Genomic DNA, 26245 nt, shown 5'->3' with positions numbered 1-26245 from the left:
AATGCAGCAACAGCACGGGTCAACACATGCAGCGCTTCACGATGTCCGACATCAGGTTTGCCGGCCCATCATACCAAAGCGGCAGGCGGAATTTGCCCTTGTCATACATCGCATTGGGGTTTTGATCGTTGTGTGAAAAACGGCCTGCACGCGTGCAGGCCGTCCATACCATCACTCACCCCTTGATTCAGTACCCCAGAGTGACGCCATCCGGATTACGCGGATCAGAGTAGCCATACATCATATTGTCGCGAATCTGTATGGTTTGCGTGCGGCCCATTGTGGGCTTGACAACGACCTTGTAGCCCTGTTTTTTCAGCAGCTCGATGGTATCGGGACTAAATCCGGGTTCCAGCCGCAGTTCGTCCGGCAGCCATTGGTGATGAAAGCGCGGCAGGGCAGCAGCAACGGCCGGGTTCATGCCAAAATCAATACTGTTGGTGAGCGTCTGCAACACAGTTGTGATAATGCGTGCGCCGCCAGGGCTACCGGTCACCAGCCAGGGCTTGTCGTCCTTGAGCACCATGGTTGGCGTCATGGACGACAGTGGCCGCTTGCCGGGCTCAATGGCATTGGCCTCCCCGCCGATCAGGCCGAAGGCATTAGGCACGCCCGGCTTGGCCGAAAAGTCATCCATCTCATTGTTCAGCAGAACGCCGGTATTGCCGGCTACAATCCCGCTGCCGAAATTCAGATTCAGCGTATAAGTGACTGCGACCGCATTGCCGTCCTTATCTACAACAGAGTAATGGGTAGTCTGGTCGCTTTCATATTTCTGCGGCGCGCCGGGCTTGATATCCCTGGCAGACGTCACTTTTTCTTCGGCCACCAGTTTGGCCAGATCATCAGCATAGGATTTGGCGATCAGGCCTTTTTGCGGGACTTTGACAAAATCGGTATCACCCAGATATTCGGACCGGTCGGCATAAGCGCGCTTCATGGTTTCTGCCATCAGGCGAATGGTTTTGGCGCTGTTGGGGCCCGATTCGTTCAATGGGAAGTGTTCCAGCACATTCAACATCTGAATGATATGGATACCGCCCGAGCTCGGAGGCGGCATGGACACAATCTTGTAGCCGCGATAGTCACCGGTGACTGGCTCACGTTCCACCACTTTGTAGTTGGCCAGGTCCTCTTTGCTAATCAGTCCCTGATGCTTGCCCATTTCCTGGACGATCTGCTCGGCAATGGCGCCCTTGTAAAACGCATCACTGCCCTGTTCTGCGATCATTTTCATGGAATTGGCCAGATCTTTCATGACCAGTTGCTCACCCGCCTTGAGCGGTTCGCCATCCTTGAAGAAAATGGCCTTGGTGTTTTCCCACTTGCCCAGGTTGTCTTTTTCCACAGCCAGCGCTTCGGCCAGCGTCGGGCTGACGGCATATCCCTTTTCCGCAAGGGCAATGGCCGGCTGGATCACCTCTGCCAGCGGCATGGTGCCCCATTTTTTCAGGGCATGCTCCATCCCTTTGACCGTACCCGGTACGCCAACGGCAAAATGGGTATACAGCGATTTATTATTGATGACCTGGCCCTTGTCATCCAGATACATGTCGCGGCCGGCCTTTGACGGGGCCATTTCACGAAAATCAAGCGCGATGGTCTTGCCCGATTTGGCCTCGTGCACCATCATAAAACCGCCACCGCCCAGGTTGCCCGCATTGGGCAATGCCACGGCCAGGGCAAAGCCCACAGCCACCGCCGCATCGACCGCATTACCGCCTTTTTTGAGAATCTCCAGTCCGATCTCCGAGGCCAGGCGCTGCTCGGATGCCACCATACCGTTTTTGGCGCTGACCGGATGGAAAATATCCATGTCGTAGTCATACTTGATGGTAGGCGGCGCCGGCAGGTTGACGGTGCTTGCGGCAGCCGGTGGTTCCTGCGCCGTGACCTGGCCTGCACCCAGCGCCAGCGCAACGCTCAGGCAGGTTGCCGACAGCGCAAGCCGGCTTATTCTTTTGTCGAACAACATGTCTGTACTCCTCGATTTTTTTAGATGTATATCCTGAACAACCTGAGAAAACACCCGTTGCACAGGCTGGGGGCCAATGGATTGAACACGATTGTAAAATCATCCGCAACAAATTGATAGGTGTTGGTGCCGCTGTTTAACCCCTTCTTACAATCTGTTTTATTGCCTGTGCAGATTTGGCGCGGTTTACCAGTCACCACCTTTTTTCACCTGTTCCAGTTGACGGCGATCACGCTTGGTCGGGCGGCCATGCTCAAGACTGAGGGCGGGCTCACCGGCCAGCCTCCGCTGTTCCTGCGCGGCCTCGCGCGCCAGCCGGCTCGCTTCGGTCTCTTCATAAAGCGTGCGCGCAACAGGCGCCGGCCCCCGTATGGCAGATAACGCCAGCACCTGAACCGTGATCGTGGTCTGATCACGTCGGACCGCCACCAGGTCGCCCGGGCTCACTTCACGGGCGGGTTTGATCGGGTGATCGTTGATCAGCACGCGGCCTTTGCCGATTTCAGTGGCCGCCAGCGAACGCGTCTTGTAAAAACGTGCTGCCCAGAGCCATTTATCAATACGTAGTTTTTCCATAGGATGATAGGTAAGCGGTTCTGCCCAAGCGGGCTTAATGCAGGCAAGACTTCGCATCGCATGTCGTTGGGGACGCGACAACATGCCGGACTATTGTAGTCGCATTTGGCAGCGCGCGCGCTGGCGATTGTCGCCTGCGGCCCGGGGTTTTCCTGGCAACTGTCCTGCAGCGCCCGATTGGGTGTAAACTCTTTGCCGACATTCAACTTATTCCCTTAGGTATCATGAGCATCATGAAACGATTCTTTCCCGCGCTTGCAACCTGCGCCGCGCTACTGAGCATCGCTGCCCCCGCCACTGCCGTCGCCGATGATATTGGCTGCGTCAGCACCACCTGGCGTATTGTCAACAATGACAAGGTCTGCGTACAGTCTTTCAACGATCCGCAAATCGAAGGCGTGACATGCCATCTGTCCTACGCCAAAACCGGCGGTGTGTCAGGCGCGCTGGGTTTTGCAGAAAACCCGTCACGTTTCTCGTTGTCGTGCCGCCAGACAGGCCCGCTCAAGGCTGCGCAGCCTGTGCGCAAGGTACAGGAAGATGTGTTTACCCAGCGCATGAGTTTTCTGTTCAAGGGACTCAATGTCTCGCGCCTGGTTGACATCGAAAACAAATCCCTGATCTATCTGGTTGTCAGCGAAAAACTGATTGACGGCTCGCCCTACAACAGCATTTCCGTTGTGCCGCTGATGCCCTGGCGCGATATCGAGCCGGTCATCACATTCAAGTGAGTTCGCCATGACAACAAGCGGATGCAAGGTCGCATTGCATGATTGTTGATGTGCTGTCCAGGCTGGACACGAGGCGCCCATGGTGGTCGCCTTTGCGCGCCTGGCTGCCAGGCCATACACATTGGGACGCGGCCTCCCTGGCAGCAGCGGCCATGAACGCACCCATACCAGTGGCGCCATTGCTCAATGCACTGGCGCCGGCGTCGTGCCCCATCCGATTTACCAGCCAGTCTGCACTGCCTGCGGACATGGCCTATGAGCAGTTCATCGGACAGAACGGCGAGTGTCCGACGCGGGACAATTTGCATGATTTTTTCAACGGCCTGTGCTGGTTCCGGTTTCCCAAGGTAAAAACCCTGTTCAACAGAATCCAGTGCCAGCAGATTTTGCGCCAGGGTGTGGGTCAGCGACGCGGCGTGGTTCGCGATACGATCACCCTGCTGGACGAGGGCGGCCTGTTTCTGCAAGCGCCATCCGCCTTGTGGGACGCAATCGAGCAACGGGATTGGCGTCGCGCGTTTGTCAAGGAACGCGCTTTGTGGCAGCAGACGCATGTTGCCATTGTCGGCCATGCCCTGCTGGAAAAATGCGTAAATCCATACAAGGCAATCACGGCAAATGTGATACGCATCCCGTCGGATACGCCCACCTGTGATATCGACGGGGTAATGGCGCAGACGTTGGAAAACCTCCTGACCGAGGAACAACTGCAGGCCAAGCCACACTGCCCCTTGCCTGTCATGGGCATCCCGGGCTGGGATGCCGCCAGCGAGAATCCGGCTTTCTACGACGACCCGCAGGTATTTCGCCCGCCGCGCCCATAACGCTTCACCAGGGCCTTGGGGCCCATAAAGGTCGTAAAGCCTGTAGGACCCGCCACGCCCGTAAGGCTCCATAAAGGCTCATAAGGCCCGTGCCCCTAGGGCGCAGCGGCCAGCGCCTGCGCAACTGCGTTACCCGCTAAACACACCGTATTGCTGCAGCGCCTTGAACAGCATATAGGCGGCCAGCGCAAACAACAGGCAGGCAAAGACCCTGCGCAGTTTATCTACCGGCAAGGTGTGTGCCATGCGTGCACCTACCGGCGCCAATAACACACTCATGATAACCAGCAATATGAGGGCCGGCCAGTAAACATAGCCCAGCATGCCGTCGCGCACGCCTACTTCGCGGATACCGGACGCTATATAGCCCACGCTATTGGAGAATGCAATGGGAAACCCAAGTGCGGCAGAGGTTGCAACCGCGTTGCGCAGGGGCACATTGCACCAGACCATGAAAGGGACCGACAAAAACCCGCCACCGGCGCCGACCAGACCAGAAATAAATCCGATGCCGGTACCGGCTGCCGTGCGTCCCACCATGCCGGGCAGTTGCCGGGACGGTTTGGGCTTTTTATTGCGCAACATGTTCACGCCCGAATAGCCAACAAACAGCGCAAAAAACAGCGACAACGCAGCGCCATGCAAATAGGCAAATACCGCGCCTCCCGAGAGCAGGCCACCGAGCACGATGCCCGGAGCCAGCGTAAAGACCACCGGCCACAGGACAGCGCCCTGTAGATGGTGGGCTCGCATGCTGGAGATCGATGTAAAGAGGATCATGCCCATGCTGGTCGCGATGGCCGAGTGAACCGCAAGGTCGGGCGACATCAGGGAGGCGCCAAACAACAGGGTCAGAAAGGGCACCAGCACCATGCCGCCGCCCACACCCAGCAAACCGGCCATGAAGCCGCCAAAGGCCCCCAGACACAACAAGGCAATAATGGTCAGCACGCTCATCGGCAGTCTCCTGCGTGAATGCGCATCGGCACAGGGAAAGCGGCAGCAGCAAAAACACGCCCGATAGCGGCGCGGTAGCCCCGCATTATTTCAGGTTTCCGGACAGGAACTGCTGCAGGCGTGGACTACGTGTATTGCCGAAGACCTCATCGGGCGTACCTTCTTCTTCTACCGTACCCTGGTGCAAAAACATGACATGACTGGCCAGGTTGCGGGCAAAGCCCATTTCATGGGTCACCACAATCATGGTCCGCCCTTCTTCGGCCAGTTTCTGCATCACGCGCAGCACCTCTCCGACCAGCTCAGGATCAAGCGCCGACGTGGGCTCGTCAAACAGCATCACCTCAGGTTCCATGGCCAGCGCCCGGGCAATGGCCACGCGCTGCTGCTGACCGCCGGACATCTGGGAGGGATATTGATTTTCCACCGCCGGCGGCAGGCCCACCTTGTTCAGGTATTGTCGCGCGCGCTCGATGGCTTCGGCCTTCGGCACGCCCAGCACATGCATAGGCGCTTCAATTATGTTTTCCAGCGCCGTCATGTGCGCCCACAGGTTGAAGTGCTGGAACACCATGGCCAGCTTGGTGCGAAATACCTGCAAGCGCTTTTCATCGGAGACGCGCAAGCGTCCCCTGGCGTCTTTGCTCACCGTCAGCGCCTGGCCATTGAGCGAGACCGATCCGCTATTGGGCTGTTCAAGAAAATTGATACAGCGCAGGAATGTACTTTTACCGGAGCCACTGGAACCGATCATGGCGATCACGTCACCTGCTTTGGCCTGCAGCGACACGCCTTTCAATACTTCGTTTTGTCCATAAGACTTATAGATGTTCTGAACATCGAGTTTATACATAACGATCCTAGTGTTGGCTGTGACCCAGAAAGCCCAGCGTTCTCTTTTCCAGCCGGCGAAACAGTGCCACGAGAACAAACGAGACACACATATACAAAACGGCTGCCGTACCATAAGCGGCAAACGTCAGATAGGTGGCGGCGTTGGCGTCGCGTGCCACCTTCAGAATATCCGGCACAGTGGCGGTAAAGGCCAGCGACGTGGCATGCAGCATAAGAATGACTTCGTTGCTATAGGCCGGCAACGCCCGACGCAGCGCCGAAGGTAAAATAACTCGCGTATACATTTTATACCGGGACATCCCGAAAGCACGCGCGGCATCCAGTTCGCCATGCGCACTGTTTTTGATGTAACCGGCAAAAATCTCGGTGGTGTAGGCCAGCGTATTGAGCATGAGGGCCAGCACCAGGCAATTGTAGCCGCTCATGAAAAAAGCGTGCAGCAAAGGCGTATCGCGCACCACCTGCAGGCCGATGACGCCGCTGTAAATCAGCAAAATCTGCACATACAAGGGCGTGCCACGAAACACGTAACTGAAGAACCAGATCGGCCAGGCGATCCAGCGATTTTTCGAGACCCGCCCCACCGACATGGGAATGGCCAGCACCAGCCCCAGGACCAGGGAGAGCACCAGCACCCATAGGGTGACCGCCAGCCCGGAAAACGCAGTGCCATCCCAGAACAGCAGCGGCTTCCAATAATCGTTCAGGATGGTAAGAAAATTATTGAGCGACTCGATCATAGCTGCGCCTCTCGCACGCCCACGGAATACTTGCGTTCCAGCAGCCACAGGACAATGTTGGACACGCTGGTGAGCACAAGATAGATGAACCCGGCCACACAAATGAACAGGAACATGGACGAGGTGGCCCGACCGGCACCCTGAGTCACCTGAACCAGGTCAGTAAGCCCGATAATGGAAACCAGGGCCGTGGCCTTGAGCACGACCTGCCAGTTGTTGCCTATGCCCGGCAGCGCAAAGCGCATCATTTGCGGAAACAGCACACGCCGAAACACCTGGCTGCTGCGCATGCCATAGGCGCGCGCCGCTTCCAGCTGGCCGCGTGGCACGGCAAGGAACGCGCCGCGAAAGGTCTCGGCAAAATAGGCGCCGTAGATAAAACCGATGGTAAGCACGCCGGCATAGAAAGGTTCGATTTCAATCACCTGCATGCCCAGCATATCGGTAATTTCATTGAGCCCCATCTGGATACTGAAAAATATTAGCAGCATCAGCACCAGATCGGGCACGCCCCGAATCAACGTCGTGTAGACCTGGGCCATGCCGCGCAACAGCCGGTTGCCGAACAACTTCGCGCTGGCGCCGATCAGGCCCAGCACAAAAGCGACCAGCAGCGACAACAAAGCCAGTTTGATGGTTTCCCAGGTGCCGTGCAGGATCTGGGCGCCATATCCATGCAAAAACATGCTATGGCTTCACGTTTTTCAGGTTGATTTCACCCGGCTTGAAGTACTTCCCGGCAAGTTTGGCAATGGTGCCATCCTGCTGCAATTGACCCAGCGCCGTATCGATGGCCTGCTTGAGCTTACTGTCCGACTTGCGCATGCCGATGGCGATTTCACCCGTCAATGCCTTGTCATCGGTAATGGCCGGGCCCACGAACGCAAAATCGCTGCCGGCGGGTTTGCTCAGAAAACCGCTTTGACCGTTGGGTTTTTCAATAATGGCGGCGTCGATCCGGCCGGCAGCCAGATCGGCGAAGGTTTGGTTCTGGTCCTGATAGGAGATTATCTGCACGCCGTTGCTACCCCATTTCTGTTTGGCATAGGTTTCCTGGGTGCTGCCCTGCAGCGCGCCAACCCGTTTGCCCTTCAGGGAATCGACGGTCGGCAACAGCCCGCTATCCTTGCGGGCCATCAAGTGGGTGGGGATCCCATAAATGGGTTGACTGAAGGAGAGGATTTTTTCCCGTTGCGGCGTAATTTGCATGCTTGAGTGGATCAGCGTGATTTTGCGTGCGGCCAGAGCTGGAATCAGGCTGTCGAAAGACTGTTCCACCCAGGTGCATTTGGCCTGCATTTTCTTGCAAATCTCGGTCATGACATCAGCATCAAACCCCTCGATCTCCCCTTTTGCATTTCTGTATTCGAACGGCGCATAGCCGGGCTCAATGCCCACCTTCAGTTCTTTCCAATCGCTGGCCAGCGCGGTGGCGCCAAAACCGGCAGACAGCCCCACCGTAACGGCAAGCAGCCAATTTTTCACATTCATCATCTTCTCACTTCAAAAATTTGTCTTACCACGAAAGCCGTGCGGGGGCGGTGATCAATCGCCACGGCCTGCACCCGCGCTTGCTGAAGTCGAAATAGTACTGATTTGTGAACCGTCTGACCACTAGGGATCACCTCTAGCGCGAATTTTGTCCGGATCGAATTGCCCCGGGCGGTAGCTCAAAGGCCATTTACGATCGCCTGTTATTCTTTATAATGCTATCTTTTGACCCTTGGCCTACGTTGGATTTTCTTATGATCACACCCTTTCCCAAGCCTCTTGCGCCTATTCAGCTTGAAGGGCACGGCCTCGTGCTGCAACCCATGCGTCTTGCCCATGCAGAGGGCCTGCGCAACGCGGCGGCCGACGGGCAACTATGGAATCTGACGTTCACATCGGTTCCAGACCCGGGCCAGGAGGCGGCGTATATCGAAGCGGCGCTCAAGGGACAGCAGGAAGGTCATATGCTGCCGTTCGTGGTGCTGGATGCCAAATCTCGCAAAATTATCGGCACCACCCGCTACCACGACATTGTGCCCGAGATCGCCCGGCTTGAAATCGGCTACACCTGGTACGGTCAATCCTGGCAGCGCACGCATGTGAATACTGTCTGCAAATATCTCATGCTGTTTTATGCGTTCGAATCGCTCAAGGCCAATGTAGTCGGCTGGCGTACCGACAATCTGAACCAGCGCTCCCAGAATGCCATTGAGCGCCTGGGCGCCAAAAAAGATGGCGTGCTGCGCGGCCACGCCCTGCGTCGTGATGGTACGGTTCGCGACACCCATATGTACAGCGTGACGCAAGAGGAATGGCCGGCCATCAAACACCAGCTCAAGGAAAAACTGCCCAAGTAAACCCCTGATCCCGAAGTCCCGCTAGCGGCGCCTGCGCGCCGCATCCAATGCCTCTTTTTTTGCAGTTTCCATGACTTCTTTGCTGCTCTCCCTGTTGCCCATCGCTGCCTGGCTGCTGGCCGGCTACATTGTTGGCTATCTGCTATCTGCCCGTGCCGTGTCGGTGCTGTCCCGCGCCATCACCCCATTCGTCTGGATCATGCTGTTTGCCATCGGCTATCGCTTCGGACAGCAATTGTCAGTCATGCATCAAGTACTGCTTATTCTGCAAACCGCGGTACTTTATTCGGTGGGCATTACGCTGTTGTGTTCTCTGGCGCTGCTGGTGCTGTTTCGCCCCGGCACCCGTGCACAGACGGGGCAGCATGACCTGGGCATCATGCACGTCATTCGAGAATGCGGTATTGCGCTGGCATTCTTGCTGGTCGGCCTTGGACTGGCGACGCTCGCGACCCGTTGGGCCATTTCTGTCCCCGTACCGGGCTCTGAGTTTTTTCTGTACGCTCTGCTGTTTCTGATTGGCGCCGATCTGGCGCATACGCCCTTGCAGCGCAATGCCATCCGTCCGGCGATGTTCACGTTGCCGTTGGTGGTCATTATTGTCTCCCTGCTGGCGGGCGCCCTCATCGCCTGGGCCACCAACACAGACATCCGGCACGGCCTGCTGCTTGGCAGCGGATTTGGCTGGTTCTCGCTCTCGGGCGTGCTCGTTACCGCCAGACTTGGCGAATTTTACGGTGCGACAGCCTTGCTCACAGACCTGTTCCGTGAGTTGCTTGCCATTGTCGTGCTGTTCTTTGCCGGAGCCCGCTATCCCATGGCAGGCATCGGCGCTGCCGGCGCAACCGCCATGGACACCACGCTGCCTATTGTTCGCAAAACTGCCGGCAATCCTTTCTTGGTAACGGCCATCTTTTCCGGCGTCGTGCTCAGCCTTGTCGCACCCTTCCTGCTTAGCTACGTGCTTTCATTGTTTGACTGAATATGCTATAATTGTTGTTAATTAATGATTAAATTCGCTTAATTTACGCTAATTGAAGGTTATTGTTAATTAAAAGCTATTTTGTAGCTTTGGCTATTTTATCGTTTTTTGTTTTTGTGCCATTTGGCTTTTCTCGGCCCGGACGTGTCCGCAGTCAGCCAGATATATCAGGTCTGATAAAAACACCTGAAAATACTGACAAGCAAGTACCCCTTATAAGCAAGTTCCCGATAAGCCGGACACGCCAGCGCTTAACAAGCGCCATGACGGCACGTGCAGACACGTACCTGTCACCTGGGGCAAGACGCGCCCTTTTCAACTTCGTGCAGCGGCTATTACGCTTGCGTGGCTTCGCTATGGCACCACATATCGCAGGTATCAGGCATCCGGCATCTAGTCATCGCCAAAGCGCAAAACTGTAGCCCTTGCATCCTGCAATAGTGTTTAGTTTTAACTATCAACTATATAAAAATAATAAATTTTACTAATTACGATCCATTGCGTACAATGGATACATCTGATGAAACATCGCTGTGTTATCAATAAGGCTTGGCAGCCACCAGCTTGCTTTCATCTACTGTTTGTTTCACTCAATAAGGAATCCAATATGTTGCAGAATAAAGAAGGCCAACGCGTTCCATCCGTTACATTTCCCGTGCGTTCTGGAGACGACTGGAAAAAAGTGTCTACCGACGACATTTTCAAGGGCAAAACCGTTGTTGTCTTTTCACTGCCTGGCGCATTCACCCCAACGTGCTCGTCCACGCACCTGCCACGCTATAACGAACTGGCCAAAGCGTTCAAAGAACGCGGTGTTGACGAAATCGTCTGCGTATCTGTAAACGACACTTTCGTTATGAACGAATGGAAAGCACAGCAGGAAGCCGACAATATCACGGTAATCCCTGATGGCAACTGCGAATTCACAGAAGGCATGGGCATGCTGGTAGACAAAGCCGACCTGGGCTTTGGCAAACGTTCATGGCGCTATTCCATGCTGGTCAAAGACGGTGTCGTTGAAAAAATGTTCATCGAGCCTGAAAAAGAAGGCGATCCGTTTGAAGTGTCTGATGCCGATACGATGATTCGCTATATCGATAAAGACTACCAGGACAAACCGTCCATTGTCATGTTCACCAAGCCTGGTTGCGGCTATTGCGCCAAAGCCAAAGCACTGCTGAAAGAAAAAGACCTGCCCTTTGAAGAAGTGGTTCTGGGCAAGGACGCCAGCACCGTAGCCATTCGCGCGATCACCGGCAAAACCAGCACACCACAGGTTTTCATTGGCGGTCAATATATCGGCGGCAGCGACGAACTGGCAGCACATTTCGCCGGCAAGTAATGCGGATGTTGCAGTGGCAACAGCAGGTCTCGCAGCCAGGTCAGTAACCTGAAGCGGCGATCTGCCCGGGTCTGCCGGAACCATTCCGGCAGACAGCAACTGCGCTGTCCAACGGCATGTTATTGCAACCTCGATAACGCAATCACAAAGCCGATAGATCGGCAGCGAGCACACCTGGGTGATGCCGCTGCTTTTTTTTCGCCCGCAAACCGGTAGAATCAGAGCTGGTTGCGTCAAAAACACCAATATCAGGGATCGAATATGAAATCAATCAACGCCGATGTCCTTATCCTGGGCGGTGGCACGGCCGGCATGAGCGCATTTCGCGCCGCCCGCAAATCCACAGACAATGTATACCTGGTAGAAGACCACAAGTTTGGCACCACCTGCGCACGCGTGGGCTGCATGCCTTCAAAATTGCTTGTTGCCGCCGCCGACGCTGCCCATCATGTGCGCACGGCCGATCAGTTCGGCGTGCATCCCGATGGCGCCCTGCGCATCGATGGCCGCCAGGTGATGGAAAGAGTGCGTGCCGAACGCGACCGGTTCGTCGGTTTTGTGCTGGAAGACGTGGAAGCGTTTCCCGCCACCCACCGGATTCTTGGCCGTGCACGCTTCAAAAATGAACATGTGGTCGTGGTCGATGACCATACCGAAATTACTGCGCAGCGTATCGTGATTGCTACCGGATCGCGTCCTTTTATCATACCTGCCTGGCAGTCGCTGGGTGAGCGCCTGATTGTCAACGATAATGTCTTTGACTGGGAAACCCTGCCTGCCAGCGTGGCTGTATTTGGCGCCGGCGTGATCGGCCTGGAAATCGGCCAGGCCCTGCATCGACTGGGTGTAAAGGTATCTGTGTTTGGCAAGGACAATGCGCTGGGTGGGATTACCGATCCGGTTGTGTTGGAAAACGCGCTGGACATTTTCGGCAAGGAAATGGATCTGCATCTGGATGCAGACACGCAGGTCAGCCTGTTGCCCAGCGGCAAGGGCGTAAAAATTGACTATGCTGAAAACGGCACAAGCGGCTCGGTCACGGTCGATTTCCTGCTTGCTGCCACCGGTCGCAAGCCCAATGTAGAAGACCTGGGCCTGGATAACCTGAACATTGACCTGGATGCGCGCGGTGTGCCAAAGGCCGACCCTTACACCATGCAAACCAGCGTGGCGCATATTTTCATCGCAGGAGATGCGTCCAACCAGCTGCCACTGCTGCACGAAGCGTCCGACCAGGGGCTTATCGCAGGCAAGAACGCCGGCACGTTCCCAACCGTTACAGAAGGCCTGCGCCGTTCTCCGATCAGCGTGGTATTCAGTGATCCGCAAATTGCCAGTATCGGCGTGCGTTTCAAGGACGTCACCAGCCAGTTTGATAATTGTGGCTGTTACGCGGTCGGGGAAGTCTCTTTCAGCAATCAGGGCCGCAGTCGTGTCATGGGTGTCAACAAGGGACATCTGCGCATTTATGCAGAGCATGGCAGTGGGCGCTTGCTGGGCGCTGAAATGGTCGGACCGGCAGCAGAACACCTGGCGCACCTGCTGGCCTGGGCTCATCAGCAAAAGATGACTGTCGCACAGATGCTGGATATGCCGTTTTATCATCCTGTCATTGAAGAGGGTGTTCGCACCGCATTGCGTGATCTGAGCAAGCAATTGCGTCTGGCAGAGGATCTGGCTGGCGAATGTGCCGAATGCCCCGGACAATAATGAGCGTGTCGTGGGCAATGACCATTGCACCATAAGGACTTATTGAAGGACTGGTAAGAATCCTTAGGACCCATAAACGCATGCCGGCATGCTATCGGTACTGCTTATCCGGCACCGGCAAACAGGGGCAGCGCAACAATACGCGCCCCTGTTTTTTTTTGCGTAGGCACAAGCCCTCTTCGGCCCCCTACGCTGGGCCCTGTGGTCGGCAACCACGGCGCAGCAAGGATAGAACCTCAGCACTACTGCGCCATCGCGGATTATCGCAGAGGGCTGGAGTAGCAATTAGGCCGGCCTTATAGCGATAATGGACCAATGAATTAATGGACTAATCGCACAACGCAGCAATAGACTAAGAGAACAACATGCCAATTGCCCCCTGACCGTCGCGCTGACGGAAACGCGTATTCCCTTTTCATATTCTGCTTATTTATTGAACGTGTGACCAATACTCACACCGGCATCAAAGATCCAGCCCCCAGGCATGCTCGATCTGCACCCGCACGGTCTGCCCATGCTCAAGCAGGCGGGCGTGGTAAAAAGTCACGGACTGGCCATCGGCCAGATTGGCGATATATTGGTAGCGCTCGCCCTTATAGACCCGATGCCGTACGGTTACGTCGATGCCATCATCGACAACCATGACATGTTCGGGTCGCACCAGCATGGCGCCGCGATGCATTGCCCCACTATTGGACAACAGGCTGAGAATGTCGTCGCTTCTCAGGTTTTTACCATGCACATGGCTGGGCACATCCAGCACCGCTCCCTGGCCGATAAAGGTGGCGATCCAGCGCGAGGCGGGACGGCGATACAGATTTTCCGGCGTGTCCCACTGCTCAAGACGGCCGTGGTTCATAACGGCAATCCGATCGGCCATCGCCATGGCTTCGGCCTGATCATGCGTCACATAAATGAATGTTGCCCCGGTGCGCGCATGGAAGTCGCGAAAGGTGGTTTCCATTGAGGCACGCAAATGCACATCCAGATTGGCCAGCGGCTCGTCCAGCAGGACTACGTCGGGATGGGAGATCAGACAGCGCGCCAAAGCGACACGCTGGCGCTGGCCGCCACTCAAGGCCTGGGGAAAGCGATCGGCCAAATGGCCCAGATTGACGGTTTCAAGCGCGGCAAATACCTGGTCACGATAAGGCTGGCCCCGGAGTCCACGCAGCGACAATGCATATCCTGCATTGTCCAGCACGGTCTTGTGAGGCCACAGCGCATACGACTGAAACACCATACTCATATTGCGCTGCTCCGGCGCGATATGCTGATCCGGTGAAGCCAGCAGCCTGTCATTGAGCACAATACGCCCCTGATCAAGCTGCTCAAAACCGGCAATCATTCTCAGGGTCGTGGTTTTGCCGCAGCCACTGGGGCCAAGCAGCGCTACAAACTGTCCTTTCTCGATGGCAAGACTGATGTCGTCGACGACCGCATGCTCGCCATAGCGTTTGCTAATATTTTCCAGGGTCAGTTGCGCCATGGAATCACTCCTTGTGGAACACGTCTGCCCAAGGCGTTCAGGCAGAGCATCAGAATCAGCACCATGAGCACAATCAGCACCGACACAGCTGAGGACAGCACCGTTTCACCGCCATCATCCAGATTGAACACCAGTACACCCAGGGTTTCGTTGCCGGCACTCCACAACAGGGCCGATACCGTAAGCTCATTGACTGCAATCAAAAAGACCAGCAGCATGCCAGCGAATGCCGCGGGAGCCAGTAGCGGGAAAACGATATCACGCAGTCGGCGCATCGGCCCGGCCCCGCAAAGTTGCGCCGCTTCTTCAAGCGCAGGATCCAGTTGCTGCATGCTGCTCTGTATCGGTTTGAGACACACCGTCATGAAGCGGGACAGATAGGCAAACAGAATCAGCCCCAACGTGCCATACAGCGTCACCTGAATCAGCGGCAGCGGGCGGGCAAAAAGCAGAATACACGCCACTGCCAGCACCACACCAGGAATGGCATAGGGAATATCGATAAGCCCCTGTAAAAGAGCGTTGCTGCGCGAAGGAAAGCGCACAAACAGATAGGCAAGGGGCAGGCAGATGCAGGCCAGGATCAGCGAGGCAGAGCCGGCCAGCAGGATGCTATTGCTGAAGGCCCGAAAGGTCACGCTTTGATGGAAAAGTATCTGCCAGTAGGCCTGCAGACTGACGGTATCCAGCGACAGCGGAATCCCCATGGCCGCAACCAGTGAACTGGAAATCAAGGCGATCAGCGGCACCACGACGATGGCCAGCACCAGCAAAAACAGCGCCAGCTCTGCCAGCCTGCGCCGTGCCCCGAGAGAAAACGCGAGCGGGCTGCCTGGCATGCCGGTCAGCGGCATACGTGAGGAAAAATGCTGCTGCGCGACCACGCCCACCAGCGCAATCACGCCAATGATCACCGACAGGCTGGACACGTCGGCCAGCATATCGGGTCCGAAATCGGCCATTTTCTGGTAGATCAACGTGGGCAATACGTAATAGGACACCGGGATGCCCAGCATTGCCGGAATCCCGAAGTTACCCAGGGCGGAGACAAAGGCGATGGCTGTGCCGGCAAGCAGACCGTTGCGGCACAGTGGCAGGATCATATCGCGGACCACATCACGTTGCGAGGCGCCGGCCAGACGGGCCGCTTCGATCAATTCCTTGGGCAGGGCAATCAGGCTCCCACGAACCGCCAAATAGACCAGGGGCGCATGCTGGATTCCCATGAGCATGGAAATACCCCACCAGGAACGCAGATGTTGCGGACTGCCCAGCGGCGGAGCCAGATGAAGCATTTGCAGCAGCGCACTACCCGGTCCACTTAACTGCAACCAGCTCAGGGCGGTTACCTGTGGCGGGATCATCATGGGCAGCATGATCATAAACACCCAGAAACCTTTGGCGCGGATGTCGGTGAGCACCACCAGCAACGCCAGTGTGGTACCCAGCAGCACAGAGAGCAAAGTGGCCAGGCCGGCAGTCAGCAGGCTGTTGCCGGTCGCCCGCCAGGTTGATGCGCTGCGCAGCATGGACCACATGGCCCCGCCGTCGTCCCCGGGCATATCGGTCATTGCCATGATCAGCAGCCGCGCCGGTGGCAGCAAGGCCAGAGCCAGCACCAGACACAGCAGCACTGGCGTCAAAATCGATGCCGGGTTTCTGCCAAACGGCCGCCAAAAGGAAAGAGATGTCGCCATAATGAAATTCAGGTTTGTGGTCTGGCTTGCCCGACCGCCTGATTTCGAATCGTGTTGTGTTCAAACATATCGGGATACATCGCCGGGGCGGGTTTATGTCGACCCTGATGGGGCCGCGGGGTCCACGCGCCGGCAAGCGCCTGCGCCATTGTACCTGCAGCCCTGCGATTGGAAGCATAGTTGGCAAGCGTCACATTGCAACGTTGCCCTGCGCTACCCGGGCATGCGCGGACAGCATGTTTGCGGGCACTATCGCACAATGCGCTCAACCGCCATAGGTATTGCTGAGTTTTTCCTTGTTCGCACCCGCATTCTGTAGTGCTGCAGCGGCATCAAATGGCAGCAGTTTGATTTGGTCGCGTGGTGGAAAGCCCGGGGGGTTTTTCATGCCATTGCGGCCTGGAATATAGCCCTGCTGCAGCACCAGTTCCTGGCCTTGCTGCGACAGCAGGAAATCAACGAATTTTTTTGCAGCGTCGGGATTTTTTGCCGACTTCATGATGGCAACAGGCTCGGTCACCAGGCTCACCCCTTCGACAGGAAAGACAAAGTCAATCGGCGCGCCCTTCGCCTTTTCACGGATTGCCATGTAGTCGACCAAAATACCATAGGGCTTGCCGCCAGACGTAATATCGGTCAGCACCCCGCCATTGCCTTTTTGTGAAGCCACACCATTGGCCTTCAGATCCTCATAGTACTTCCACCCAAAATCAGGATTGCTGGTCAGGGCCGACAGATGAATCATGGCTGCGCCCGAATACAGGGGGCTGGGCATGGACACCTGGTTTTTATAGTCAGGCTTGACCAGGTCGTTCCATGATTGGGGTTTTTGCGCGGCCTTGGTGTTATAGGCAATGCCGGACGTAATCAATTTGGTGCCATGGTAATAGCCACTGTTGTCATACAGCGCAGGGTCATATTGCGCGCTTTCCGGCGATTTATAAGCCAGCAGCTGGTCTTCTTTTTTCAATTGTTCCAGGGTCACGCTGTCGGCAATCAGCAACACATCGGGCTTTGCAACACCCGCGTTCATTTCCGCACGCAATTTGGTCATGAGTTTTGTCGTTCCGTCGCGGACCCATTCTACCGTGGTATCCGGGTGCGCTTTCTGGAATGCGTCAACAGTCATCTGCGCATCGGTTGCCGGCTGGCTTGTATACAGGACCAGCGTATCGGCGGCAGCGACACCGGAAAACGCCAACAGCGCGGCTGCAATTGAGTTTACTGCGACCTTCATGAAGACCTCATTTTATAAGCGGTAGAATTGAACGATAGTAAAAACTTTATATTTCATGATTGTGACATTCCGAATAATACCTTGGTAAACCGGCACTGCGTGAAAAGAACGGATGCAACGCCCGACACAGCCGGCAGCAACGGGACATTTTTTTCCGGTTTACAGCGAACCGATTAATCCATAACATGGAGCCTGTTTTTCCTGCGCCAGCCCGCTTCGGACTCGCCCACACATCGTTCACTGACAGGTCACACCATGCCACGCCACGCCACGGTCAACCCGCAAAGACGCACACGGCTGATACAGGTGCTCGCGTTTGCATTGAGCGCGGCCTGCGGCAAACTCCATGCCGCTGCCACCAGCGCCCGCGGCGCCTCGGCCGACGCAACAACAAAAGCACCAACACCGACCGATGCACCGCCATCCCCTGCCGCCGCGAACACAAGCACCCCTTTGCCGCCGCCGGCCGAGCCGGCGCCGCTACCCGCAAGCCTGGCCTGGAAAGACGCCGACAGCCTGCTTGTTCATAACCCGCATGCCATTGAAACGCGCCGCGCGGTGCTTGGTCGCCAGTTAATTACCCCGACGCAGTGCCTGTTTGTCCGCGACAACGCCCTGCCTCCGCCTGCGCGGCTGTTGGCCGAGGCTGGGCAATGGCCCGTCGCCTTCGACGGGGTCGCCCAGCCTGACGCCTACACATTGGCCGAGTTGCAGGCAATGCCCACCCGAACGGTGGCCACGGTGCTGCAGTGTGCCGAAAACGGCCGCGCCCTGCAAAGCAGGCCGGCCATTGGCACGCAATGGCAGACGGGCGGCGCCGCCTGTGTGATCTGGACGGGCGTGCCATTGACAACAGTCATACATGAGCTAGGGGGCGTTGTCCCCGGCAGCCGTTTTCTCACCGCCAGAGGGGCCGATAGCCTGCCCGATGGCATTGCCTCGGACTTCACCCGGGTTGAACGTTCGGTCCCGTTATCCGCACTCGAACACGCCCTGCTGGCCTGGACCCTCAATGGCGCGCCCATTCCCCTGGCGCATGGCGGCCCGCTGCGTCTCGTATTGCCGGGCTATGCCGGCATCAATTACATCAAGTATGTCAGGCGCATCGCCTTCACCACCGAAGAATCCAGCGCCCACATCCAGACAGCCGATTTCCGGGTGCCGCTGCGACCGGGCGAACCACGCCTTACCATCCCTGCCTGGAGACTTCCAGTCAAATCCTGGATCACCGAGCCCCTGGGCTCGGACGAACCGGTCAAAGCAGGCACCGTGCCAATCCGTGGAGTGGCCATGGGAGGCGCTTCAGCCGTGACCCGAATCGAGGTGACCGCCGACGGCGGCGCCACCTGGCACCCCGCCCAGTTTACCGGGAGCGATTTGGGCCCATTCGCCTGGCGCCTGTTCGAGATTTCGCTTAGCCTGCCACCCGGCCCCATCGAACTGGCCTGCCGCGCCACCAATGCCGCCGGACAACAGCAGCCCGACTTCACCACCGACAATACGGGGTATTTCGTCAATGGCTGGCGCGAGCATCACGTGGCCATAACTATCGCGCCTGCCGGATAAAACGCCGCTGCGGCTTGCAAGCCGCCTATGTGGTGGCGCATAATCGGTCCTGCTTCCCTCCTCTTACCGTTACCCGGAATTTCCATGCCTTTGCGTCACTGGCTTGCTGCCCTTCTTGTTGTCCTCCTGTGGGGGCTCAACTTCGTGGTGATCAAGTTTGGTGTCGATGAATTTCCTCCTTTGCTGCTGGGCGCCTTGCGTTTTGCCATGGTCGCCTTCCCCGCCATTCTGTTTATCCCCCGACCAGTCATTCCACTGCGATTGCTGCTGCTTTTCGGCCTGACGCTATGCTTCGGACAATTTGCCTTTCTGTTCAGCGCCATTGCAATGGGCATGCCGGCGGGCCTGGCCTCGCTGGTGCTGCAGTCGCAGGCATTCTTTTCTGTCTTGATCGCACCGCTACTGTTGAATGAAAAAGTACGGCTGCACAGTATTATTGCCATGGCCGTGGCCGCCATCGGTCTGGCCGTTATTGAAATGGGCGCTGACAGTGCCCAGCCGGTGCCGCTGTTTGCGTTCTTTCTTACCTTGTGTGCGGCATTCAGCTGGGGTTGCGGCAATATCGTCATAAAAAAGGCCGGCCCAGCGGTCAATATGTTCAGTCTGCTGACCTGGGGCGCCGTATTTCCTGTCTTTCCTTTTCTGCTGGCCTCCTTGTGGTTCGAAGGTCCCCAGGCGATGACCCACAGTCTGACCAATCTGTCGTGGACCGGCGTCGGCTCGGTCATGTACCTGGCCTATGCGGCCTCATTCGTTGGCTACTACTTATGGGGGCGCCTGCTGGCGCACCACCCGGTCAGCCTGGTGACCCCAATGTCATTGATGATTCCCGTGGTCGGTCTGCTGTCGGCTGAACTGGTCTTGCACGAAAAACTGTCGCTGGTGCAATGGCTTGGCAGCGCCGTGGTTGTCATGGGGTTGGCCATCAATATTTTCGGTGGCAAACTGTCTCGCGTACGGGCAGGTAAGGCGCCGCAAAAAAAGGATATTCGTGTACGTACAGCAACAGACAAAGGCAGATAAACCACGAAATCGCCGGTGCGTTTCAAAATAAAAGTCAATAGTCACACAGGGAACGCGCATAGCCGGTATGCTTTAAGGACAGACTGCGGCAGCGATCGCTTTACTAATATATGGAAACATTTTCCATTTGTGCGGAAGTAATCCTTCCTATATGATCTGATCGTTACATGCAGTCGGTAAATCCACTCATTTCAGGAGTAAAAGAATATGTCGATTATCATTACTATCGTGATTGGTTTTATTATTGGCTTGATCGCTCGCGCCGTGATGCCGGGCAACCAGTCCATGGGGCTCATTCTTACCACGATTCTGGGTATCGTCGGGTCTATCGTTGCAACCTACTTGGGTCAGGCGATGGGATGGTACGCGCAGGGTGACGCTGCAGGCTGGATCGCTTCTGTTGTCGGCGCCATTATTGTTCTTTTCGTATATGGTCTGATCGCCAAGCGCTCCTGACACCGGCATGTTATAAAGAGTGCGTGCCCAAGTGGCACGCATTTTTCGTTTTATCCGCCTTATTTTCATTGATTACGGGAGGCTCATGACTCATTACCACACGATTGATGCCAACACTCAGGACGCCGAAAAACCGGCAGGTCTTGTCAGAAAAATTGCCCGTATCGCCAAACGTGCCGGGCGTACCGCTATTCAGAAAGCCCTGCTACTGTACTATGCCGTTCGCAATCCGGCCACGCCCGCCTGGGCCCGTCGGGTCATATACGGCGCATTGGCCTACCTCGTGTTGCCGCTGGATGCCTTGCCGGACTTCATACCGGGCGTTGGGTATACCGACGACCTGAGCGTGCTTGCCGCCGCACTGGCTGCCGTCGCCTACTACATTACGCCAGAAGTGAGGCAGCAGGCCGAGCAGGCTGCCAAACGCTGGTTCAAGCACTGACACCCCCCAAGACAATCCACGCGATGGCTCGTCGTAATTTTTCATTCAAGGATTTCTGGCTGACCGAGGCTGTTCGCCTGCGCGAAGATCACTGGGGACCGCTTGATGACGCCGCCCTCATTCGCCAGTTGCGCAGTGGCAACGACAGCCCCGAAGAAAAAATCGTGCGCCGTGCGCGCCTGCTCGCGGATCGCGAAAACACCACCACGCTTGTTGAACAGTGGACGCAAGGTGCGAAACTGGCCCTGCTTATCCTGGCCGTAGTGGCCCTGCTGGGTGGTACAGGCGCTGCCGCTGGCGTTCTGGGTTCTGCCAATCGCCATATCAATGTACTGCTGGCCATTGTGACCCTGCTCGGCGTACACGGCCTGACATTCCTGTTCTGGATTCTTTCCCTGTTCTTGTCCTCACGGGCATTCAGCTGGCTGGGACAGCTCTGGCTGTGGCTCAGCCGCAAGATCGCGCGCGGCCCCGAAGCTGCGCTGGCGCCACAGTCTTTTGTCTCGCTGCTGGCGCAAAACAGCGCACTCAAGTGGGCTTTGTCCTGTGTCAGTCATGGATTCTGGGTATTGTTTTTTCTTGCCGCCCTGCTGACCATGCTGGGTCTGCTGGCAGCGCAGCGCTATACCTTTGGCTGGGAGACGACCATTCTGTCTCCCGACGTTTTTGTCTCGCTGACGCGCACGTTGGGCGGGCTGCCCGCCATGCTGGGCTTTCCCGTACCGGATGCCGAACTGGTGCGCCAGAGCACGGCTGGCGCAACGCTATCGGAAAGCACCTATGCCATCTGGTCGGCCTGGCTGCTGGGCGTAGTCCTGTGCTACGGCCTGCTGCTGCGCGTCGTCAGTCTGGCAATATGTCTTTGGCAATTGCGCCGGGCGTTGCTGGCACTCAGGCTGGATATTGATCTGCCTTCGTACAGCCCACTGGTTTCCCGGCTTGCGCCGACCAGCGAAAACCTGGGCATTGATGCCCCGGCCAGCGATGACACACTATCGGCGCCGGGCAACACCGTCACGCGCGCTTATTCGTCCGAACCTGTTTATGTGGGCATTGAGTTGCCCCCCGACACTACCTGGCCCGTGTTTCCCGTCGCCGCAGGCGTGCAGGATGGCGGCGTGCTCGAATCGCGTGAACAGCGTCATGCCCTGCTTGATCGGCTCCATGCCCAGCCCGTCAACGGCCTGCTGCTGGTCGTGGACGCGGCGCAGACGCCCGATCGCGGCACCCTGCGCCTGATTTCGGAACTGGCCGGCCTGGCTCGCGCCACCCATATTTTGCTGTGGCAGCGCGACGGCCAGGCATCGCGCCAACAGACCTGGCAGACACAACTGGCAGACGCCGGCTTTTTGCCCGATACGCTCCACCTGGACCCCGCCTCGCTTCCAGACTGGATCGCTGCGCCATGACGACCACAAACACTGCACTGCGTCTGGCTGTCGTTGGCCATACCAATACCGGCAAGACCTCGCTGTTGCGCACGCTCACACACGATGCTGGCTTCGGGCAGGTTTCAGATGCGCCCGGCACCACCCGCCACGTGGAAGGCGCGCGCCTGCTGCTCAATGGCGTAGCGGCGGTCGAACTGTACGACACCCCTGGTCTGGAAGACGGTATCGGGCTGCTGGATTATCTGGATCAGTTGCAGACCCAAACCGGCAGCCGGCATGATGGCCCCGAAAGCATTGCGCGATTTCTTGACTCGCCGGAGAGCAAACGGCGGTTCGAGCAGGAAGCCCGTGTGCTCAACAAACTCATCGGATGTGATGCGGGGCTCTATGTCATTGACGTCAGGGATCCGGTCCTGGCCAAGCACAAGGATGAACTGGCCATTCTGGCTCGCTGCGGCAAGCCCCTGGTTCCGGTGCTCAATTTCATCAACGATGCCCACGCGCGCAAGCAGGACTGGAAGGAAACATTGGCACGCCTGGGCTTGCATGTCGTTATCGAATTTGACACAGTCGCGCCCGCGCTCGATGGCGAAGCGCAGCTTTATCAGAAGCTGGCGCTAGTGCTCGACACGCACGCGGCAACACTGCAGGCGCTGTCCGAAGATGTCGGCGTACAGCGCGAACGGCGCCGCAATGCCGCCTTTGCGCTGGTTGCCGATATGCTGATCGACGTTGCCGCGCTGCGCCTGAGCAGCCAAACCGACGACGATAGTGTCAAAAACAGCACCCGGCTCATGCAGGACAAAGTGCGGCAACGCGAGCAGGCCGGCATCAAGGCATTGCTGACACACTACCGTTTCCGTCCTGAAGATTATCCCGGCCAGCCCCTGCCGCTTGAAGGGGGTCGATGGAATATGGATCTGTTCAATCCGCAGGCTCTGCTGGACACGGGCATTCACGTTGGCAAAGGCTTCGCCGCCGGCGCCATGGCCGGCGCCGCGGTAGATGTATTTACCGCAGGCTTGAGCCTGGGGACCGCCGCGCTGATTGGCGGCGTCCTGGGCAGCGTCTGGCAGGGCACCGACAAGCTAGGCAAACGGCTGTACGGACGCCTGCAGGGCTTTCATGAAATTACCGTCGAAGACAGCATTCTGCGTCTGCTGGCCATTCGCGCACACCAGTTGATACGTGCGCTAGAGCTACGCGGCCATGCCGATATGGCGCCGGTGCAGATCTCGATGCAAGCCGTCCAGGACGAACTCAAGGAACAGGCCCTGCCCGAACAATTGCAAGAGGCGCGCAGCCATCCAGAATGGTCAAGGCTGGGAGATCATTTTTCGCCGGGTTCGCGACGCAACGTCGCGGTAGGGCAATTGGGCAGAACACTCGCTCGCATCGGCACCCAATAGCGGTCCTGCAATCGTGCGATCGCAGTAAACGAGCACAGCAACAACAGATGCAGGACGCCAGGAAGGCGTCCGTTATTTCTCAGTCTTTAATTTTTAATCTTTAGTTTTCGAGGCTTTAGTTTTTTGGATTTTTAGCCAGTTGGGTCTGTTTGCTTTTTGGCCTGTTTAACCCTAAACCGCCAGACCGTTTTGCGCGCGCCAGCCCTAGAAAACGGCGCGCGCTACCTTAGTCTGCTTACAACAGGACGGGCGCATCCGGCAGATGATTGCGTCCATCGTCGCCTGACGGCTGCTCGGCACATGAGGTCTGCAATATCGCTTCGATAGCGCCGATCGCTTGCAGCAGTCCCTGTTCGTATTGCCTGGCGGCAAAACGCGTCTGCAGTATCGCGCAGATTTCATCCCACTGCTGCGGATCCACGCCAATACCGCGATCGGCGACAATCTCGAATTTGTGTTTATTCAGTGAAATATATAGCAGCAGGCCGGTGCGCATAGGCGTATCCCATACCTTCAGGCGTCCGAATATTTCCAGCGCCCGGATGGCGGTCTCCCGGCTGTGCCCCGGTGTGTCGTGTTCAATTGCCAGCACCAGCTCCCCGGAATGGCGCGCTTCACTCTTGCGTATTTCGCCAGTCAGCCGCTCCATCATAGCTTGCGTAAACACACGTCGCGACAGCCACCAACCATCGAGCCCGTCCAGTCCCAGCCATTCCCATTTATTACCAGCCACCTGAAGCTCCTCCGCCACCGCTGCTGCCGCCACCGCCACCGAAACCACCGCCGAAGCCGCCGCCTCCGAAGCCACCACCGCCGCGTCCACCGCGTCCGGCACCAAAACCGCCACCCAGGCCCCCCAGACCACCGCCAAGAATAGTGCCGTTACGCCGTGCTCCTCGCACTGCGCCACGGGGGACAATTTTTCGGGCAATACCGCTGATGACCAATGCTGCAATGGCGGCCAGCCCTGCCCATATAATATTGCCGGTGATCACAAACAACATGACGCCGGCCGCTACCGCGCTGATCACGGGCGGAAAAAATGCGATCAGAAAAAAGCCGAACATCAGCATGGGGCCTAACGCACCAAACAAACCTTCATCAAACCCATCGCTATCGCCCACCGGCTTTCTTTCGGGCGCAGGTAGCGCTTCGTTCTCGATCAGGGACGCCAGGGCCGTGACGCCGGCATTGACGCCGCCGGCGTAATCATTGGTCTTGAAATGCGGTGCGACATAATCATTGATAATGCGCGAGGCCAGGGCATCCGGCACCGCCCCTTCCAGCCCGTAGCCAACTTCCAGTCGCATGCGCCTGTCATTTTTGGCGATCAGAAACAGGATACCGTCATCCACATTGGCGCGGCCCACTTTCCATTGATCGAATACACGGCGCGAATAACTCTCGACGGTATCGGGCTGCACGGTCGGGACCATCAGTACAAACACCTGCGCGCCTTTCTTTTCTTCCAGCGCCTGCAGCTTGGCTTCAAGCGCCGCCTTCTGCCCCTGGTCAAGCGTACCAGAGGTATCGGTCACTCTGGCAGTCAGTTGCGGGACCGGTACTTCCTGCTGCGCCATGGCCGGCGCGAAAGCGGCCACTGCAACCAGCAGAATCAGGAAGCGAAACAGCGATTGAAAACGACACATGACAATCGATCGGCAGGATTGAAAAACGACAGACAGTAGCATTACTGGGCGGGCGCAGGTTGGGCCGGTGCTGCATTACCCGCAGGGGCGCGGGCGCCCGTGTCAAACTTGACCTCCGGATTGCGCATGATCTCGTCCTGATTATCGGTGCCGAAATTGGGCTTGACCTGATAGCCCATTATTTTGGCGGTGATTAATGTCGGGAACTGGCGAATCAGCGTGTTATATGCCTGGACGTCCTTAATGTAGCGGCCACGTGCGGTAGCGATCCGGTTTTCTGTCCCTTCCAGCTGCGCATTCAGGTCACGAAACAGGGCGTCGGCCTTCAGTTGCGGATAGTTTTCCGATACGGCAATCAGCCGTGACAGCGCGGAACCCAACTGGTTCTGGGCAGCCTGAAACTGTTGCAACTGTTCCGGCGAGGGAATCGTATCGGCAGAAATCTGTACGGTGCCCACCTTGGAGCGCGCCTCGGTGACCTGTGTGAGCACTTCGCGCTCGTTGACCATATAGGCATTTACACTGGCGACGATCTTGGGAACCAGATCTGCACGACGTTGATACTGGTTAAGCGTCTCGGACCAGGCCGCCTTGACCTGCTCATCCAGCGTCTGGATCTGGTTATAGCCGCAACCGGACAAAAACACGGCCATCATCAATGCGCAGATCATTCCGAAAAATCGTTTCATGTTGGTAGCAACCCATAAGGTAGTGAATCGGAAAAAACAATGCCCTAATGATAGCCGTTTTTTTTGCAGGCCGATGCAATTGGAGCCCTGCAGACGCGTTGCAGAGTGTTAATTTCATTAAATTGAGGGTTTGGCGTGACGTGCTGCCTACAAAGGC

Annotated in this window: 25 protein-coding genes; 12 read left to right on the top strand and 13 right to left on the bottom strand. The window is 57.0% G+C overall.

The genetic code is table 11. The features are described from left to right. Nucleotides 1–187 precede the first annotated feature (187 nt). Complete coding sequence (gene ggt, locus INT32_RS17005) at nucleotides 188–1975, bottom strand: gamma-glutamyltransferase (protein WP_193089907.1); 1788 nt, start codon at nucleotides 1973–1975, stop codon at nucleotides 188–190. Nucleotides 1976–2161: 186 nt separating this feature from the next. Next, a complete protein-coding gene (locus INT32_RS17000; protein ID WP_193089906.1) occupies nucleotides 2162–2551 on the bottom strand; it encodes an RNA-binding S4 domain-containing protein in 390 nt (129 codons plus the stop codon). 233 nt (nucleotides 2552–2784) lie between these two features. Between INT32_RS17000 and INT32_RS16995 the strand changes: the two genes are divergently transcribed. Next, nucleotides 2785–3282, top strand: a complete 498-nt coding sequence (locus INT32_RS16995; RefSeq protein ID WP_226817216.1) for a CreA family protein — start codon at nucleotides 2785–2787, stop codon at nucleotides 3280–3282. A 38-nt stretch (nucleotides 3283–3320) separates the two neighbouring features. Continuing rightward, nucleotides 3321–4106, top strand: coding sequence for a DUF3025 domain-containing protein (locus tag INT32_RS16990; protein WP_226817215.1), 786 nt, complete (start codon nucleotides 3321–3323; stop codon nucleotides 4104–4106). A 129-nt stretch (nucleotides 4107–4235) separates the two neighbouring features. On the opposite strand, the gene INT32_RS16985 is transcribed toward INT32_RS16990, so the two are convergent. The 5 genes from INT32_RS16985 to INT32_RS16965 all read right to left on the bottom strand — a co-directional run bounded on the left by INT32_RS16985 (nucleotide 4236) and on the right by INT32_RS16965 (nucleotide 8152). Next, entirely contained in the window at nucleotides 4236–5063 is an 828-nt protein-coding gene (locus INT32_RS16985; RefSeq protein ID WP_193089904.1) for a sulfite exporter TauE/SafE family protein, read from the bottom strand. An 85-nt stretch (nucleotides 5064–5148) separates the two neighbouring features. Next, nucleotides 5149–5916, bottom strand: coding sequence for an ABC transporter ATP-binding protein (locus INT32_RS16980; RefSeq protein ID WP_193089903.1), 768 nt, complete (start codon nucleotides 5914–5916; stop codon nucleotides 5149–5151). A gap of 7 nt (nucleotides 5917–5923) precedes the next feature. Further along, nucleotides 5924–6658 (bottom strand): histidine ABC transporter permease HisM, encoded by a 735-nt coding sequence (hisM, locus tag INT32_RS16975; RefSeq protein ID WP_193089902.1) that lies wholly within the window; start codon nucleotides 6656–6658, stop codon nucleotides 5924–5926. Continuing rightward, nucleotides 6655–7344, bottom strand: a complete 690-nt coding sequence (locus tag INT32_RS16970; RefSeq protein ID WP_193089901.1) for an ABC transporter permease — start codon at nucleotides 7342–7344, stop codon at nucleotides 6655–6657. Before INT32_RS16970 ends, hisM begins: the two co-directional genes overlap by 4 nt. A 1-nt stretch (nucleotide 7345) precedes the next feature. Continuing rightward, the gene (locus INT32_RS16965) at nucleotides 7346–8152 is read right to left on the bottom strand and encodes a transporter substrate-binding domain-containing protein (protein ID WP_193089900.1); all 807 of its coding nucleotides are present in this window, start codon (nucleotides 8150–8152) and stop codon (nucleotides 7346–7348) included. 251 nt (nucleotides 8153–8403) lie between these two features. Between INT32_RS16965 and INT32_RS16960 the strand changes: the two genes are divergently transcribed. The 4 genes from INT32_RS16960 to INT32_RS16945 all read left to right on the top strand — a co-directional run bounded on the left by INT32_RS16960 (nucleotide 8404) and on the right by INT32_RS16945 (nucleotide 13040). Then, the gene (locus tag INT32_RS16960) at nucleotides 8404–9006 is read left to right on the top strand and encodes a GNAT family N-acetyltransferase (protein ID WP_193089899.1); all 603 of its coding nucleotides are present in this window, start codon (nucleotides 8404–8406) and stop codon (nucleotides 9004–9006) included. A gap of 70 nt (nucleotides 9007–9076) precedes the next feature. Beyond that, nucleotides 9077–9988 carry a lysine exporter LysO family protein gene (locus tag INT32_RS16955; protein ID WP_193089898.1) on the top strand — a complete coding sequence of 304 codons (912 nt, stop codon included), beginning with the start codon at nucleotides 9077–9079 and terminating at the stop codon, nucleotides 9986–9988. A 607-nt stretch (nucleotides 9989–10595) separates the two neighbouring features. Next, nucleotides 10596–11330 (top strand): glutathione peroxidase, encoded by a 735-nt coding sequence (locus INT32_RS16950; protein WP_193089897.1) that lies wholly within the window; start codon nucleotides 10596–10598, stop codon nucleotides 11328–11330. Nucleotides 11331–11591: 261 nt separating this feature from the next. Continuing rightward, nucleotides 11592–13040 (top strand): dihydrolipoyl dehydrogenase, encoded by a 1449-nt coding sequence (locus tag INT32_RS16945; RefSeq protein ID WP_193089896.1) that lies wholly within the window; start codon nucleotides 11592–11594, stop codon nucleotides 13038–13040. 463 nt (nucleotides 13041–13503) lie between these two features. On the opposite strand, the gene INT32_RS16940 is transcribed toward INT32_RS16945, so the two are convergent. The 3 genes from INT32_RS16940 to INT32_RS16930 form a co-directional block, all read right to left on the bottom strand. After that, nucleotides 13504–14529 (bottom strand): ABC transporter ATP-binding protein, encoded by a 1026-nt coding sequence (locus INT32_RS16940; protein ID WP_193089895.1) that lies wholly within the window; start codon nucleotides 14527–14529, stop codon nucleotides 13504–13506. Next, entirely contained in the window at nucleotides 14517–16226 is a 1710-nt protein-coding gene (locus tag INT32_RS16935; protein WP_193089894.1) for an iron ABC transporter permease, read from the bottom strand. The genes INT32_RS16940 and INT32_RS16935 overlap by 13 nt, the downstream gene beginning before the upstream one ends. Nucleotides 16227–16491: 265 nt before the next feature. Beyond that, on the bottom strand, nucleotides 16492–17463 hold the full coding sequence (locus INT32_RS16930) for an ABC transporter substrate-binding protein (protein WP_193089893.1): 972 nt from the start codon (nucleotides 17461–17463) through the stop codon (nucleotides 16492–16494). A gap of 255 nt (nucleotides 17464–17718) precedes the next feature. Between INT32_RS16930 and INT32_RS16925 the strand changes: the two genes are divergently transcribed. From INT32_RS16925 to INT32_RS16900, 6 genes are all read left to right on the top strand, one after another. Next, entirely contained in the window at nucleotides 17719–19029 is a 1311-nt protein-coding gene (locus tag INT32_RS16925; protein WP_193089892.1) for a sulfite oxidase, read from the top strand. An 84-nt stretch (nucleotides 19030–19113) separates the two neighbouring features. Then, a complete protein-coding gene (locus tag INT32_RS16920) occupies nucleotides 19114–20052 on the top strand; it encodes an EamA family transporter (RefSeq protein WP_193089891.1) in 939 nt (312 codons plus the stop codon). Nucleotides 20053–20259: 207 nt separating this feature from the next. Then, the gene (locus INT32_RS16915) at nucleotides 20260–20508 is read left to right on the top strand and encodes a GlsB/YeaQ/YmgE family stress response membrane protein (RefSeq protein WP_193089890.1); all 249 of its coding nucleotides are present in this window, start codon (nucleotides 20260–20262) and stop codon (nucleotides 20506–20508) included. An 85-nt stretch (nucleotides 20509–20593) separates the two neighbouring features. Then, on the top strand, nucleotides 20594–20950 hold the full coding sequence (locus INT32_RS16910; RefSeq protein ID WP_193089889.1) for a YkvA family protein: 357 nt from the start codon (nucleotides 20594–20596) through the stop codon (nucleotides 20948–20950). A gap of 23 nt (nucleotides 20951–20973) precedes the next feature. Further along, the gene (locus INT32_RS16905; protein ID WP_193089888.1) at nucleotides 20974–22359 is read left to right on the top strand and encodes a DUF2868 domain-containing protein; all 1386 of its coding nucleotides are present in this window, start codon (nucleotides 20974–20976) and stop codon (nucleotides 22357–22359) included. Next, complete coding sequence (locus INT32_RS16900) at nucleotides 22356–23750, top strand: DUF3482 domain-containing protein (RefSeq protein WP_193089887.1); 1395 nt, start codon at nucleotides 22356–22358, stop codon at nucleotides 23748–23750. The genes INT32_RS16905 and INT32_RS16900 overlap by 4 nt, the downstream gene beginning before the upstream one ends. 235 nt (nucleotides 23751–23985) lie before the next feature. On the opposite strand, the gene INT32_RS16895 is transcribed toward INT32_RS16900, so the two are convergent. From INT32_RS16895 to INT32_RS16885, 3 genes are read right to left on the bottom strand one after another with little or no spacing between them, the layout of a single operon-like run. Further along, nucleotides 23986–24483 carry a TPM domain-containing protein gene (locus INT32_RS16895; RefSeq protein ID WP_193089886.1) on the bottom strand — a complete coding sequence of 166 codons (498 nt, stop codon included), beginning with the start codon at nucleotides 24481–24483 and terminating at the stop codon, nucleotides 23986–23988. Then, on the bottom strand, nucleotides 24473–25399 hold the full coding sequence (locus INT32_RS16890; protein ID WP_226817213.1) for a YgcG family protein: 927 nt from the start codon (nucleotides 25397–25399) through the stop codon (nucleotides 24473–24475). The genes INT32_RS16895 and INT32_RS16890 overlap by 11 nt, the downstream gene beginning before the upstream one ends. A gap of 41 nt (nucleotides 25400–25440) precedes the next feature. Beyond that, nucleotides 25441–26088, bottom strand: a complete 648-nt coding sequence (locus tag INT32_RS16885) for a LemA family protein (RefSeq protein WP_193089885.1) — start codon at nucleotides 26086–26088, stop codon at nucleotides 25441–25443. Nucleotides 26089–26245 lie beyond the last annotated feature (157 nt).

Source organism: Advenella sp. FME57 (genome assembly GCF_014897675.1).
Lineage (GTDB): Bacteria > Pseudomonadota > Gammaproteobacteria > Burkholderiales > Burkholderiaceae_B > Advenella.
The sequence above is the reverse complement of the archived record's forward strand: the minus strand, read 5'-3'. Positions and strand labels throughout refer to the sequence as shown.